The 14,205-nt window shown below is 42.1% G+C and carries 13 protein-coding genes; all 13 read right to left on the bottom strand.

The features are described 5' to 3' along the window. Positions 1-28: 28 nt before the first annotated feature. The 13 genes from ACK8HY_RS04795 to ACK8HY_RS04735 all read right to left on the bottom strand — a co-directional run bounded on the left by ACK8HY_RS04795 (position 29) and on the right by ACK8HY_RS04735 (position 14,163). Positions 29-658, bottom strand: a complete 630-nt coding sequence (locus ACK8HY_RS04795; RefSeq protein WP_077434832.1) for a gluconate 2-dehydrogenase subunit 3 family protein — start codon at positions 656-658, stop codon at positions 29-31. 19 nt (positions 659-677) lie between these two features. After that, entirely contained in the window at positions 678-2,111 is a 1,434-nt protein-coding gene (locus ACK8HY_RS04790) for a Gfo/Idh/MocA family protein (RefSeq protein WP_416132927.1), read from the bottom strand. Between the two features lie 19 nt (positions 2,112-2,130). Then, positions 2,131-3,816 (bottom strand): GMC oxidoreductase, encoded by a 1,686-nt coding sequence (locus tag ACK8HY_RS04785; protein ID WP_077434836.1) that lies wholly within the window; start codon positions 3,814-3,816, stop codon positions 2,131-2,133. 43 nt (positions 3,817-3,859) lie between these two features. After that, positions 3,860-5,104: an MFS transporter gene (locus tag ACK8HY_RS04780; protein ID WP_077435895.1), complete on the bottom strand. Its 1,245-nt coding sequence runs from the start codon at positions 5,102-5,104 to the stop codon at positions 3,860-3,862. Between the two features lie 94 nt (positions 5,105-5,198). Continuing rightward, complete coding sequence (locus ACK8HY_RS04775; RefSeq protein WP_077434838.1) at positions 5,199-6,122, bottom strand: hydroxypyruvate isomerase family protein; 924 nt, start codon at positions 6,120-6,122, stop codon at positions 5,199-5,201. A gap of 15 nt (positions 6,123-6,137) precedes the next feature. Further along, a complete protein-coding gene (locus ACK8HY_RS04770; RefSeq protein WP_077434840.1) occupies positions 6,138-7,160 on the bottom strand; it encodes an FAD:protein FMN transferase in 1,023 nt (340 codons plus the stop codon). Between the two features lie 13 nt (positions 7,161-7,173). Then, positions 7,174-8,487, bottom strand: a complete 1,314-nt coding sequence (locus ACK8HY_RS04765) for a Gfo/Idh/MocA family oxidoreductase (RefSeq protein WP_077434842.1) — start codon at positions 8,485-8,487, stop codon at positions 7,174-7,176. Positions 8,488-8,515: 28 nt separating this feature from the next. Next, entirely contained in the window at positions 8,516-9,484 is a 969-nt protein-coding gene (locus tag ACK8HY_RS04760) for a formylglycine-generating enzyme family protein (protein WP_077434844.1), read from the bottom strand. 237 nt (positions 9,485-9,721) lie between these two features. Further along, positions 9,722-10,312, bottom strand: a complete 591-nt coding sequence (locus ACK8HY_RS04755; RefSeq protein WP_077434846.1) for a hypothetical protein — start codon at positions 10,310-10,312, stop codon at positions 9,722-9,724. Positions 10,313-10,317: 5 nt separating this feature from the next. Beyond that, positions 10,318-11,061: a hypothetical protein gene (locus ACK8HY_RS04750; protein ID WP_077434848.1), complete on the bottom strand. Its 744-nt coding sequence runs from the start codon at positions 11,059-11,061 to the stop codon at positions 10,318-10,320. A gap of 290 nt (positions 11,062-11,351) precedes the next feature. Next, the gene (gene rpmA / locus ACK8HY_RS04745) at positions 11,352-11,615 is read right to left on the bottom strand and encodes a 50S ribosomal protein L27 (protein ID WP_046672918.1); all 264 of its coding nucleotides are present in this window, start codon (positions 11,613-11,615) and stop codon (positions 11,352-11,354) included. 43 nt (positions 11,616-11,658) lie between these two features. Further along, complete coding sequence (rplU, locus tag ACK8HY_RS04740; RefSeq protein WP_028068281.1) at positions 11,659-11,970, bottom strand: 50S ribosomal protein L21; 312 nt, start codon at positions 11,968-11,970, stop codon at positions 11,659-11,661. Positions 11,971-12,120: 150 nt separating this feature from the next. Continuing rightward, positions 12,121-14,163: a M13 family metallopeptidase gene (locus ACK8HY_RS04735; RefSeq protein WP_416132926.1), complete on the bottom strand. Its 2,043-nt coding sequence runs from the start codon at positions 14,161-14,163 to the stop codon at positions 12,121-12,123. Positions 14,164-14,205 lie beyond the last annotated feature (42 nt).

Here is a 14,205-nt window from a genome sequence, read left to right as displayed (position 1 = left end):
CTTTTTTATTTTGCGCAGAACATAGTTACTATGCGAATGCTTTATCTCCTTTTTTGTAAGGGAAGTTTCCGTCATATTTTCCAGGGATTTTGACAAAACGCAAAGCTTTTGTACAACCCAATTCGGAGTTAAAGAAACCTGTCAACGTCAATTGTTTAAACATCGTGAACCAGTGCGGTGGATCAGTTTCTACGTAATTGTACAATTGATTTTGTTTTTCTTTATTTTTCTCGCGGATATCTTTTTGCTCCTCTTCCTGCTTTTTATTAAATTCGTTTGCTTCTTTATCCAAAGCTGCTGCTACCGCTGTACGATCTTCAGCAGAAAGTTCAAGGAAAGGTTTTCCTTTTACTTCTTTCGCTTTGGTATCCAAGCTTGCAAAACCTGTTAAAAATGCTTTCTGTTGCTTCTCCGTGTAACAGTCACGGACCATTACTGGAATAAAGCTTCCTACACCAGCTTCTTTCGCACCCGGAGTTGCAGTTTTAGGTAAAATAGCTTCCGCTAAATCGCCCAACAAATCGGTTGTTTTTGCCTCAAATAAAGCCGCTACATCCTTTGTGGCCGAGCGTGTACAGCCTTCCAGAAATAAATTGGCGCCGATAACGGTACCTCCTAAAATCAAGGCAACCCGTTGTAATGCTTCTCTTCTATTCATACTACTAAATATCTTAATTTTAGAAATTATATTTCATTTCCCAACCCTGTCTGTAATTACGTTTGACATATTGATTCACATAATCAAAATTCGTCACACGCATATTGTCATTATCCCATAACAATTTGAGGTTACGTCCCGGATATTTTCCGTCAATACGTAAATCAGCACCTCTGATTGCCAGGTTGGCCATCAATAAAGCTTCTGTCAAAGGACCTGCAATCTCAAACGGTGAGCTCACCTCTTTCTTGCCGTAACCCGCTTGACAAGCCTCTACCCACTGCGCATAGTGACCAGCTTCTTGTCCCGGTACGCGTGCATATTTCTGCGCTACCTGATCTTTTCTTGATGTTGGCAACAGACGTGCATTCTGACCGTAAGTGTCCGCAAGGATCTTACCTTTGGTACCTACGAGTAAAATACCGTTACCACCATCACCAAAGATTTCATTTGGACCCAATTCATCTGGACGTGCTGGTTGAATACCACCGTCCATCCAATGTAATGTTACCGGGCCATTTGTACGTGGAGTTTTAGGGAAAGTCAATGTCGCGTGACTTGACGGCGGACAGCTTTCTGGGAAATAACCACGTTTGAATTCATCCACATAAACAGAACCTACTGTTGCCTGCACATCCTGTACATAGGTCAGGCCTAAGGTGCTGAAAGGAACTTCCAACAAGTGACAGCCCATATCACCCAGTGCACCGGTACCATAATCCCACCAGCCGCGCCAGTTGAAAGGCACCAATTTATCCACATACTCTTTGTATGGCGCGGTACCTAACCAAAGGTCCCAATCCAATTCTTTCGGAATTTCGGCTTTGCCAGTCGGCCATGCAATACCTGAAGGCCATACCGGACGGTCAGTCCAACAGTATACCGTATGTACATCACCGATTAAACCGGCTTCGTACCATTCACGGACAAAACGTGGTCCATCATTAGATGCACCCTGATTTCCCATTTGGGTAACTACTTTATATTTCTTGGCCGCATGCGTCAGCGCTCTCGCTTCCCAGACATCATGAGTCAAAGGTTTCTGCACATAGACGTGCTTACCCAATTGCATCGCTGCCAAGGCCTGAATCGCATGTTGATGATCCGGAGTAGAAATAGAAACAGCTTCAATGCGTTTATGCTCTTTGTCCAACATCTCACGGTAATCTTTATAATATTTCGCTTTTGGGTAACGTTTCAATGCACCTGCTGCACGACGATCATCCACATCACATAAAAACGCTAAATCCGCTTTACCTGAATCATGAAAGGAGTTAATGTCGCTGAATCCTTTACCACCTACACCAATACCAGCTATTTGTAACTTATCACTAGGAGCGATGAAACCATTTCCCCCTAATACATGACGAGGAACGATCATAAAGGCTGCTGCAGCGGTTGCCGCAGTCTTTATAAAATCTCTTCTACTCGACTTATTTGAGTTATTTTCCATTATTATCAATCTTTAGCTATTAGATATTACCTTTTTTCAATTCACTAACCGCAAAATCGACCGCACGTGCAGTAAGTGCCATATAAGTAAGTGAAGGGTTAACACAACCAGCAGAAGTCATACAGGCACCGTCTGTCACAAATACATTCAGTGCATCCCAAACCTGATTATTGCCATTCAATACTGAAGTCTTTGGATCACGCCCCATACGCGCTGTTCCCATCTCATGGATACCCTGACCAAGACCATATACATTATCATAGGTATAAGTGTCTTTAACACCAATGCTATCCAGCATTTCCTTCATTTCATTTTGCATGTCAGCACGCATCTTCAATTCATTATCCTTGATTTCCGCATCAAATGATAATACAGGCAGTCCCCATTTATCTTTTTTGCTCTTATCAAGCGTAATTTTATTTTCATGGTACGGCAAAGTCTCTCCGAAGGCTGTAAAGCCCACAGTCCAGTCGCCAGCTTCACAGATGGCATCTTTCCATGCGCCACCGACTTCCATCTCCGCAACAGCACCCGACCAACGGCCTCTACCTGCAGCTCCTTGATAACCAAATCCACGAACATAGTCACGTTTTTTTGTATCCCCATCAACGTTTACAAAACGTGGTACATACAGCCCCGTTGGACGACGGCCAAAGACATAGCTATCCAGGTAGCCATCCACCTTACCACCGGCACCACAACGGAAATGGTGATCCATTAAATTGTGTCCAAGTTCACCGCTGCTACTTCCCAGACCACCTTCCCATACATCCGTAGCAGAGTTCATCAATACCCACGTTGAGTTTAGGGCCGATGCACACACAAAAATCACCTTCGCAAAGAATTCGTATGTTTTATTTGTTTCAGCATCGACAATTTCAACACCTTTCGCCTTTTTTGTGTTTTTATCGTAGATAATCTTTGTGACGATGGAAAACGGACGCAGTGTTAAATTATTTGTTTTCTTTGCTGCTGGTAACGTCGCGGATTGCGTACTGAAATAAGCTCCAAAGTTACAACCCAACCAACATTGATTTTGGTATTGACAGTTGACACGGCCCTCATGTGGCACCGTGATATTTGCTGTCCGGCCCATAATGAAATGACGCTGGCCACCATATTGTTTTTTCAATCGTTCAGCAAGATCCTTCTCCACAATATTCATTGGCATTGGTGGCATATAATCACCGTCCGGAAGCGAAGGAACACCGTCTCTATTTCCAGAGATACCAGCAAACTTTTCCGCATAGCTATACCATGGTGCGATATCTTTATAACGGATCGGCCAATCTACTCCATGACCGTCTTTCAAGTTAGCCTCGAAATCCAGGTCACCTAGGCGATAAGATTGTCTGCCCCACATTAATGATCTACCGCCCACATGATATCCACGGTACCAGTCAAAACGTTTTACCTCTGTATAAGGACTATCCTTCTCATTCACCCAAAAATCAAGATTCTTTTCATTCAATGGATAATCTCTGCGCAATACGGGATAGTCCTCAATCATCTGTTGGGTACGACCACCAGCATGAGGCCATTCCCATGGCATTTTGTTTGGCGCAGTATAATCCTTAATGTGTTCGATATTACGACCACGCTCTAGCATAATTGTTTTCAGTCCTTTTTCTGTCAATTCTTTCGCAGCCCATCCACCACTTATCCCAGAACCGATTACAATCGCGTCATAAGTATTTGTTGCCATCTCTCTTCTAATTATTTGTTTTTAAATAGTTATTTTTTTCTGTTTAGTGTGCTGCACCAGTATTATCCACTTTCTCGTCTTTAAAAAGAGCTAAAAAGATAAAAAATACCACTGCGGCAATAATTGCTGGAACGACCCAGGTATGATTCCAAAATCCGGCTAAATCTGTTGCCTTTAAATCTTTATATTTGTCACCTACGTAACTTGCTACCCAGAAGCCGATCAATTGACCGACACCGTATGTTGCCAATGTAATCAAGCCTTGTGCGGCAGATTTGTATTTAATACCCGCCTTACTGTCTGTATAGATCTGTCCCGAAACAAAGAAAAAGTCATAACAGATCCCGTGTAAAGCGATACCGATCAACAGCATGAAGGAAAGCTCACCGGCATTACCATAGGCAAACAACAGGTAACGGATTACCCAAGCCAGCATACCCACCAAGATTGTTTTCTTAAAGCCAAATTTTGTAAAGAAAATTGGCAGTGCTAATAAGAACAAAACCTCTGAGGCTTGTCCAATTGTCATTTTACCGGTTGGATTTTCTAAACCGATTTCCGTAAGGAACAGGTTCGCATTGGAATAATAAAACGCCAAAGGAATACAGATCAATACCGAGGAAATGAAAAAGATCAAGAAGTTTTTGTCTTTCAACAATTTGATCGCATCCAGACCAATAATTGATGCAAAGGAAGGTTTTTCACCTTCATCCAATTTAACCGGCGGTGTTTTTGGCAACGCGAAGGAGAATATACCCAATACCAAAGAAGCTACACCTGACATCAGGAATGTATTCTTCAGGGCACCATCAGATGCCGCGGCATCCCATTTGAAGATATAACTAATCGCCAAACCAGCGACAATCCAACCAATTGTTCCCCAGATCCGTATCGCTGAGAATTGTTTTTCTGGATTTGTTAATTGACGAAATGAAACCGAGCTTGCCAAAGCCAAGGTTGGCATATACAGTATCATATAAGCCAATACATAAGGATAAAAAGTAGACATATTGGCCGCACCATACATCTGGTACATTAATACGGCACCGACCAAATGCAAAACACCCAAAATACGTTCGGCATTAAAATAACGATCGGCAATCATTCCTACGATAAAAGGTGCGATGATCGCGCCCAATGACTGCGTCGAAAATACATTAGCCATCTCAAAATCCGTTGCTTGCAGATTCTTGCTCAAAAAAGTGCCTAATGTGACAAACCATCCCCCCCAAATAAAAAATTCAAGGAACATCATGAAGGATAGTTTAAATTTTATTGTTGATGAAATCATAAATAAATGGTGTTTTACAATACTACTAATTGGTTTTACCAGCTCAATTTAAGAAATTAAATCTAATTGTCAATAGTACACTATTAAAATATTACAAAAAGCTATCGACCTCCCGGTAAGCAGCCACCAATCTGTCTTCGCCCTCTTTTCCGGGCTTAGAATTACCGTGTTCCATTCCCATTATTCCCTTATATCCCTTACTATGAATATGTTTGAATACGTTTTTATAATTGATTTCGCCGGTAGTCGGTTCTTTACGTCCCGGATTATCCCCAATTTGAATGTAAGCGATTTCATCCCAGCAACGGTTCATATTGGCAATCAAATCGCCCTCGGTGCGTTGCATATGGTAGATATCGTACAGGATCTTACAGGAAGGACTATTGACAGCCTTACACATGGCATAGGTTTCATGCGTTTGCTGCAAAAATAATTCAGGCGTATCACTTAATGTCTCCAGCACCATGACCAAACCATGTGGTTCGAAGATCTCCGCTCCTCTACGCATTGCCTCAAGGATATTGCTGAATTGATTTCCCCAGGGCAATCTCCGCTCATAGAATCCGGGAACCACCGTAAGCCATTTTGCATTGCATCGTTTGGCCGCTTCCACGGACTTATGACAGGTCTCGACAAATTTATCCAAGAATTCCTTTTTACCTGTTGCCAGGGAAGGCATCCAGTTTTGTCCACCATCGACTACAAATACCCCCATGGTCATGCCCAATTTGGCCAATAGCTCCCCTACTTTCTTTTGCTCATCCAATGTACGACCCAAGTAACCATTATCTTCAATTCCCCGAAAACCTAAATCATACATATAACGGATTTCATCCAGGAAGTTGTCCCCTGCATGATTCTTGAACATCCCCTGATGTGGTGCATAATTTAGATTGAATGTCTTTCCTTTATCCTTCATATGGGTTGCATTTTGATTTGTTGAAGCAAACGTATGCCCGGATAATCCGGCTCCGGCGACCAAAAGGCCACTTTTAATAAAATCAGATCTTTTCATTTTGTTTATAGTTGATTAATTTTTAAATAATTTACCAAATCCATCTGAATAAATCGTCTGAATGGTCTGGTTTTTATTTTTATAAATAACAAAAACTTCCACGCCCTTTAATTTTTTGGCCTTCGCAAGGATTTCTGTGGGCTCCATCCCCATAAAATAGTTGTCCAAAGCATCTGCATCCATGGCGGTCCGCGTGTATACGCTAACACTTAATACACTAGTTGTATAAGGAAATCCGGTCACGGGATTGATGTGGTGCCCCAGCTTTTTGTCCTTGTATTTAATAAATTTTTCAAAACTGCCAGCAGTGGTTAATGCACCGCTATGGAGTTGGACAACCGCTGTCATGATCTCCTCCTGACCGCTTTGATCTGGCTGGACAATACCGATGGAAAAACCCTTTTGTCCCGGCGGAGTTCCCGAAGCTCTGATCTCACCCCCCACTTCTACCATATAATTGGAAATTCCCTTGTGTTCGAGGTAATCGGCCAGTACATCGACAGTATACCCTTGCGCAATACCGTTGACATCAATCTTAACACCCGGCTTTTCCTTTAACAGTTGCCTGCGATTGACCTTGAGATGCTGCATGCCGACCAATTGCTTTGCCTGATAGACTGTTGCCGAGTCCGGCACAATCTGGCTTTTTTTAACACCAAAGCCCCAAAGGTTGACCAGTGGGGCAATGGTAATATCGAATTGGCCTTTGGATAGTTTATTGTATCGGAATGAAGCTGCAATCACATGAGCCATATGCTCATCCATATCGATCCGCATCACACTGTCCTGATTGAACAGGGAAATTTTTGAACCCTTGCGATAAACCGACATCGATAGATCAATGACCTTTAAGATGCTATCAATCTCCGACCGCTTGACAAGACTATCTGCCGCGAAATAAGTAATGTGAAACTGCGTGCCTTGTGCTGGGCCCTCCAGACGAATCTTGCTTAACTCTTTTAAACCCGGTTGCGCCTGTAAACCAAGCAGCCCAATAATAAAAAAGAATAGACAGCAGAACACTCTTTTAAGCCCCATCACTGCACAGCTATTAAATATAAAGGCTTGTATTTTGACCCGGATTTGCTACCGCATAAAAACCTTCTGCATCAGGCAATAATTTCGGCTTAGCATCCCAAGCCAACACATCTGGTCCCAATTTGATGGTTGATTTTAATGCCTCATCCCATTTAATGACCTTACCGGTGTAACAAGCAATACGTCCGATAATACCCGTCAACGTACTGTAAGCGCCGTATTCGGCATTGTCAAACTTATACTCACCTTTGGAAAGCGCATCGAAAAATTCTTTATGCTCCTGTTGATACGGGTTAGGATTACCCTTCGCATCATGACGATAGATCTCTTTACCTTTCCAATCATATAATACAGCCTGGCCACCAGCTGAAAGGTACACTCGGCCCTTTGTCGCCTGAAACTGCTCATCAACACGATTTTGTATACCTTCAAAATGACGGCATTGACTATATACGACGCTGTTGTCCGCATAGGTCATTTCAAGTGCAAAATTATCATAGATTTCACCATATTCCTTACCGGTACGATGCGCCCGGCTTCCAGTCCCCTGGATCGAGACCGGATACGAACCTTTCACCCAGTTGGCAATATCGATATTGTGTACGTGCTGTTCTACGATATGGTCACCACATAACCAGTTGAAATAATACCAGTTACGCATCTGATATTCCATTTCTGTTTGCTCAGGTTTACGTGGGCGTACCCATACACCACCTGAATTCCAATACACCTGTCCTGAAGTCACATCACCAATTGCGCCATCGTGAATACGTTTGATCGCTTCGCGATAGTTGGTCTGATAGCGACGTTGCAACCCCACGACAACATTCAATTTCTTGCGTTTAGCTTCTGCCGCAGCGCGTATAACCTGTTGTACACCGGGAATATCAACAGCAACGGGTTTCTCCATAAAGACATGTTTTCCCTGACGGATTGCTTCTTCAAAATGGGTTGGTCTAAATCCGGGAGGCGTTGCCAAAATAACAACATCAGCCAATTTGATCGCCTCTTTATAGGCATCAAATCCAACAAATTTATGGTTATCGCTGACATCGATTTTATCCTGCCATTTTTCCTTAAGGGTATTATATGTACTATCTAAATTATCTTTAAATGCATCGGCCAAAGCGACTACCTTGATATTTGCACCCGAACTCAGGGCATCAAATGTAGCTCCGGTGCCTCTACCCCCACAGCCTACCAAAGCAACTTTGATGACATCGGAACCAGCAGCATAAGCTCCGGATAAAGGCAATGAGCTTAATAAGGCTCCACCTGCGACCACAGCAGAAGTTTTAATAAAATCTCTTCTTTCTAGATTTTCCATAATAGTTTTATATTGATTATTTTATTTTTTAAAAATCTTTAATTGGTTTTTTATCATAATAGGCCATAATTTCTTCATGGCTAGGAGGATTCAGCGGTCTGACCAAACGCATCCCAACAAATGGGGCTTCTGGAAACCACCAATTACTTTTTGGAACCTGCGGGTCCAATTGCTTCCATACGGGGTCTGAGGCACCACGGGCGGCTGAACGGAGGTCATCTGCGGCATGGTCAAAGGCTCCACCGCGGACAACATGTGGGTACAAGGTCGTCGGAACAACCACCGGATTGGTCAAAACTTTATCTTTACCTTCGTTATAGCTATCGGCTTTGTATTGGTCATAGGTCCATTCTGCCACATTGCCATAAATATCATAAAGACCCCAAGGGTTCGGTTTCTTCTCTCCTACAGCATGCGTTTTCTGATCCGAATTATCTTTAAACCAAGCATATTCACCCAGCTGTCCTGCTTGATCGCCAAAGAAGTAAGCTGTCTTAGCGCCAGCACGGGCCGCATATTCCCATTCCGCCTCAGTTGGTAGACGGTAGAACACACCGGTACGCACATATAACCACTTACAAAATTGAATTGCATTATAGTGGGTCATGGCAAGTGCGGGATGCCCCTCTTTACCAAATCCAAATGTCATGTCCAGATAGGGCTTGGTGGGTCTGGTTACCGCGTCGATTTCCGGGGCAACCTTACCATCCTTGCTTTTCGCGATTTCATAATCTTTATACAGAAAAGGCTCAAACAAGTCCCAGGTCACTTCGTACTGTCCCATCCAGAACGGATCGAGCTTCACCTCATGTGCTGGCTTTTCATCTTCCTTTCCGCCAGTCACAGATCCCATTTTAAAGCTTCCACCAGGGATAGCTACCATTTTAAACGAAAGATTGGTCCCTTCAATGGTCTGCTCATAAGGGTCAAACTTCTTTTGAGCAATAGCATGTACCCCAGCAAACAACAAAACAGGAATTAAGAATCTTTTTAACATATTTAGGTTTCTATTTAAAGACTAAAATATAAAATAAGGTGTATACTTTACACTTTGACATTATAACTTTTTTATTACAGTTTAATTCTTAACAGTAGAATCGATTTATAATAACGGTTTAGCAAATTGACCTACCGTTCTTTACGCCGAACACAGTAAATCAAAAAAATCCCCCAATAAAAAAGGTTTCCCATCGCTATGGAAAACCTCTTTATCTTTTTTGCTGATCCGTACTCCTTATAACAGGATTTTCCGGCTTACCGCTTTGTCTATGGTAATATATCCTGGATAAAATACCGATTGGCCAGCAATATTGATAGAAGGTTTAATTTTTAACGTAAAAATTCCCTTTTTATTCTCATCACTGGACATTAAAAAATCCTGCAGGTCCGAATTCACCAAAAGATCATAAATATTGGTCGCAATACGCACATTGGCCACAGTTGAAGCCCCAGGTTCAATTTGCAGGGATTGATTGACAATACCCTCAACAAGCTGCTGGCCACCATACAGGATGATGTATTGAAACTTATTGATCGATGCTTTCTTTAGCGTCGGATTATCTATTTTAAGACGGATTACAGCATCCAATGGAATATCTTTTCTTAAATAAGCCAGAGCCAGGCTTGGCGCTGCTCCCAGATCAATCTGGTTATTTTTGACCAGACGCTGCAACGATGTTCCTGCCAGGCGAATACTGTCCACGGATTCCACATCAAACTTGCATTTCGCCAGATTCTCGATCTGTGCTTTTTGTCTGTTCACCCCACATCCGGAAATGAATAACCCCAAAAACACCAAACATCCAAATAAAATTTTCTTGCTCATAACCGCTATTTTCCTCCAAATTTATATAAAACTCCCAGTGTAAACAATGGGTAACCGGCTTTTAAATAGGTATTGCTTTTAAAGCCGAAAACCATGCCATTGGTATACTGCAATTTCCACCCCTTTCCGAGCCCCATTCGGGTATAAAACACGGGCTCGATCAGCATATTATCTTCTTTCTCCGCCGGAAGACCGTCAATCGCGAAGTTTTTCATGCGCATATTGCTCAGCCTGATAATGGTACCATAATCGATATCATGTCGGTTGCCGAACAATTTTAGGGCATCCTTCTTTTCCGATGAAAAGTTCACCTGCACGAAAACCTTGTCAAAATCCATATCCTGCGTCTCCACGATCGACTGCCCCATCGTCGATGATCTTTTATCAATGACAGTCGTCGTTCCCAATCCATAGCCCCCATAAACTTCAAATACGCGATTATTTTTCTTACCAAAGCGTGTAAAGTATCCTATCCCCGCTTCGCCCATTTTCTGCGCATAATCTTTGGTATTGGATCTATTATCCACATAGGATCCATTAGCAATAACGGCGACATGATCGCTCACTGCTACGCCTAAATTTGCGGACACATTTGCTTTTGTATTGATGTTTCCGGAAACATATACCTCGCCGGCTTCCGTAAACATCGGCGCCGAAGGTACATTGGGCATATAGATCGAACTACAGGAATATAATGAACAGGCAAACAATCCAGCACACAGACCATATCCAAACTTGTTGTATTTCATAAATCGGTATTTATCTTAAAAACACATATCCCTTATAAAAATTGTACCAAAGCTTTTACATTTAACAGAAAATAACAATGTATCCTAGCAATACATCCCTGTTTTTTTTCACATTTAAGATTTCAGTCAGCCTTGGGCATCAGCAAATCACTCTGCTCCAACCAGATGCAATGTTTCCAATCTTAGCAACAGCATTAAACTTGTTGAAAATAAAATTCGATAACAAAAAGCGATAGGTATAAAAAAAGGCATCAATTGCTTGATGCCTTCTTCAAATATTGTTGCAAACCTTATGCTTGTTCTGTAGGAACTACAGATACATAAGATTTATTGTTCGCTTTTTTACGGAAAACTACTTTACCGTCTACTAGAGCGAACAATGTGTGGTCTTTACCAATACCAACATTTGTGTCAGGATTGTGCTGTGTACCGCGTTGGCGTACGATGATGTTACCAGCGATTGCTTGTTGACCACCGAAGATTTTGATACCTAAACGCTTGCTATGTGACTCACGGCCGTTCTTAGAACTACCCGCACCTTTTTTGTGTGCCATTTCTTTATCTTAATTTAAGACTAATGTCTGATTAAAAATTCAATTATAACGTAATACCAGTGATCTGGATTTTAGAAAATTGTTGACGGTGACCGTTTTTCTTTTTGTAGCCTTTACGACGTTTTTTCTTGAAAACGATAACTTTATCGCCTTTTAAATGAGACAAAATTTTAGCCGAAACTTTTGCACCAGCAACGCTAGGTGTACCAATGGTAAATTTACCACCGTCTTCTGCTAACAATACATTGTCAAATTCAATACTAGCGCCTTCATCTCCTTGTAAACGGTGTACAAAAAGGAACTGGTCTTTTGCAACCTTAAATTGCTGTCCTGCTATATTTACTATTGCGTACATTGTTAATTAATTAAATGTGTTATTAAATGAAGGGCAAAAGTAATTAGTTTTTCTCATAATTCAAAGATAAATCTATCTTTTTCCCTTCAACTATTTTCAGCAGCTGCACCATCGCGCATTCGAAATAACAGAATAGCAAGCATTAAGCCCTTACCAAACTAAAATTCTCTTTTCCGGTGCGACATACATTTTAGCCGTAGGCTGTACATTAAATGCCTTATAAAATGCCTCCATATTATAGACAGGACCATTTACACGGAACTGCTCCGGACTATGGGGGTCAACCTTCAAACGTAAACGCATACGTTCGTCGCTGCTCTTCACCCGCCAGACCTGCGCAAAACTTAAAAAGAAACGTTGATCAGGTGTGAAACCGTCAATCTTTTCGCTCCCCTGTCCTTGTTTGGTCAATTTAAACGCATCGTAAGCGATGTTCAAACCGCCAATATCGGCCAGATTCTCGCCTAAGGTCAGCTCTCCATTGACATGTTGATTATCCAATAAGGTGAAGCCGCCATACAATTTTGCGACCTGGTTGGCCCGTTCGGTAAACTGCTTGGCATCCACGGCTGTCCACCAGTCGTTTAAGTTACCATCTTTGTCATACTGCCTACCTTGGTCATCAAAACCATGAGTCATCTCATGACCTATGACAGCACCGATCGCGCCATAATTGATTGCATCGTCGGCATTGGCATCGAAAAATGGGAATTGCAGGATGCCCGCCGGAAATACAATCTCATTGTATGGAGGATTATAATAAGCGTTTACAGTTGGTGTTGTCATCAACCATTCCTTCTTGTCGACAGGCTTGCTTATCTTAGCGACCATCTCCTTATAGGCATGCTTAGCCGAAGATTGCAGATTGGCGTAATACGTATCTTTTGCGATTTCTACATCGCTATAATCTTTCCATTTTTCGGGGTAACCAATTTTCTTGACAAAAGCTTCTAATTTCTCGATCGCCTTTTTCTTGGTCTCCGGTGTCATCCAATCCAATTTTTCAATTCTTGACTTGTACACCTTTTGCAGATTATCGACGAGTTCCATCATGCGTTGCTTTGCTTCGGGTTTAAAGTAGTCTTCCACATAAAGTTTCCCCACAATCTCACCCAGGTTTTCATCTGCTGAGCTCACCATTAATTTCCAACGCTCTTTTTGTTGCTTCTGCCCATTCAGTGTCTTACCGAATAATTCAAACTTAGCATCTCGAAATTCCTTGCTTAACGCCGTTGCCGAAGCATTCGCCAAATCTGCTTTTAACTTTGTTTTCCAGACCTCTACAGGCTGTGATTTCAACAGATTGTTCAAAGCCAGATAGAACTTAGGCTGTTGCACCAGGATCGTGTCCGTCTTCACTTCCAAACGGCCTAGAATATCTTTCCAGTTCAAATTAGGCGTTTGCTTCTGAAAATCCTGAACGGCAAATTTATTGTAGTTTTTGATCGGATCCCGCAGCTCCACAGGTGTTAGATGAGATTTCGCGATTTCCGTTTCCAGTTTGAGCACCTCTTCGGCAGCTTTCTGTGCATTTGCCCCCTCACCGATCAATCCGAACAATTTAACCAAATAGGCTACATAAGCTTCCCGGATCTTTTTGGCTTTATCGTCCTGGTCCAAATAATAACTCGCCTCAGGCAGATTCAACCCTCCTTGGAAAAACTGAAGCGCATTTTTGTTGCTAATCCGATCATCGGCAGCTACATAGAAACTAAAAAGATCACCATCCCCTTCTTTGAATCCATCAGCCGCATAAGCAATCAGTTCATCTGCCGTTTTCAAGGCATTTATTTTCTGAATAGCAGCTTCTATTGGCTTAGCCCCCAGCTTATCAATCGTCACGGTATCCATACCGCTCGCATAAAAATCACCGGCTTTCTGCTGGTCCGACCCCTTCTTACTGTTGGATTGGGCTGCATTTTCCAATACCGTTTTTAATTTCTGCAGGTTTTCATCTGCTAGAATATAAAATGAGCCCCAACCGGTTTCAGAGGCAGGAATCTGTGTATTTTTCATCCATGCGCCATTTGCATATTGAAAGAAATTGTCGCCAGGATTGACCGTGGTATCCATGCCAGAAACATCAAAAAAATTAGTTCTGACTTCCTGTGGACTCTCCTTACTTTTATTGGACTGACATGACAGCATCATTAAGACGAGCGAGAGCGTCCCCCATTTGACTTTTTGTATCATACTTTATTAGATTAAAGAATATAACTAAAGCTAAGCATATTT

The organism is Sphingobacterium sp. NGMCC 1.201703 (assembly GCF_047784615.1).
Lineage (GTDB): Bacteria > Bacteroidota > Bacteroidia > Sphingobacteriales > Sphingobacteriaceae > Sphingobacterium.
The sequence above is the reverse complement of the archived record's forward strand: the minus strand, read 5'-3'. Positions and strand labels throughout refer to the sequence as shown.

Excerpts from the sequence above, each read along its gene's own strand:
- ACK8HY_RS04795 (WP_077434832.1), bottom strand. The coding sequence starts at position 658 with ATGAATAGAAGAGAAGCATTACAACGGGTTGCCTTGATTTTAGGAGGT.
- ACK8HY_RS04790 (WP_416132927.1), bottom strand. The coding sequence starts at position 2,111 with ATGGAAAATAACTCAAATAAGTCGAGTAGAAGAGATTTTATAAAGACT.
- ACK8HY_RS04785 (WP_077434836.1), bottom strand. The coding sequence starts at position 3,816 with ATGGCAACAAATACTTATGACGCGATTGTAATCGGTTCTGGGATAAGT.
- ACK8HY_RS04775 (WP_077434838.1), bottom strand. The coding sequence starts at position 6,122 with ATGAAAAGATCTGATTTTATTAAAAGTGGCCTTTTGGTCGCCGGAGCC.
- ACK8HY_RS04770 (WP_077434840.1), bottom strand. The coding sequence starts at position 7,160 with ATGGGGCTTAAAAGAGTGTTCTGCTGTCTATTCTTTTTTATTATTGGG.
- ACK8HY_RS04765 (WP_077434842.1), bottom strand. The coding sequence starts at position 8,487 with ATGGAAAATCTAGAAAGAAGAGATTTTATTAAAACTTCTGCTGTGGTC.
- ACK8HY_RS04760 (WP_077434844.1), bottom strand. The coding sequence starts at position 9,484 with ATGTTAAAAAGATTCTTAATTCCTGTTTTGTTGTTTGCTGGGGTACAT.
- ACK8HY_RS04755 (WP_077434846.1), bottom strand. The coding sequence starts at position 10,312 with ATGAGCAAGAAAATTTTATTTGGATGTTTGGTGTTTTTGGGGTTATTC.
- ACK8HY_RS04750 (WP_077434848.1), bottom strand. The coding sequence starts at position 11,061 with ATGAAATACAACAAGTTTGGATATGGTCTGTGTGCTGGATTGTTTGCC.
- rpmA (WP_046672918.1), bottom strand. The coding sequence starts at position 11,615 with ATGGCACACAAAAAAGGTGCGGGTAGTTCTAAGAACGGCCGTGAGTCA.
- rplU (WP_028068281.1), bottom strand. The coding sequence starts at position 11,970 with ATGTACGCAATAGTAAATATAGCAGGACAGCAATTTAAGGTTGCAAAA.
- ACK8HY_RS04735 (WP_416132926.1), bottom strand. The coding sequence starts at position 14,163 with ATGATACAAAAAGTCAAATGGGGGACGCTCTCGCTCGTCTTAATGATG.